This window comes from Vogesella mureinivorans (assembly GCF_007644035.1).
GTDB lineage: Bacteria > Pseudomonadota > Gammaproteobacteria > Burkholderiales > Chromobacteriaceae > Vogesella > Vogesella mureinivorans.
This window is the reverse complement of sequence record NZ_VMTV02000208.1, coordinates 1-253: the sequence shown is the minus strand read 5'-3', so window position 1 is coordinate 253 and position 253 is coordinate 1. Positions and strand designations below refer to the sequence as shown.

The following is a 253-nucleotide window of genomic DNA, read 5'->3' as shown; positions in this document are numbered from 1 at the left end:
TCACTTAAAACCGTTCCTTGTAAAGAAAGCACGGCAACTTCTGTGGTGCCGCCACCAATATCAATGATCATGTTGCCCGTAGGCTCAGCCACTGGTAGTCCAGCGCCAATGGCAGCAGCGACCGGCTCATCTATCAAGTACACATCCCTGGCACCTGCCTGAGATGCTGCTTCCATAACGGCTCGTCGTTCTACGCCAGTGACACCCGAAGGAATGCCAATGACAACACGAGGTGAAACTAAGGCTCTTCCCT

1 protein-coding gene is annotated in these 253 nt (G+C 53.0%); it reads right to left on the bottom strand.

Features of this window, described 5'->3' with window-relative positions; all coding sequences use genetic code 11:
• On the bottom strand, window positions 1–253 hold a 253-nt coding region (locus tag FLQ44_RS07820), incomplete at both ends, for a rod shape-determining protein (RefSeq protein WP_147693938.1).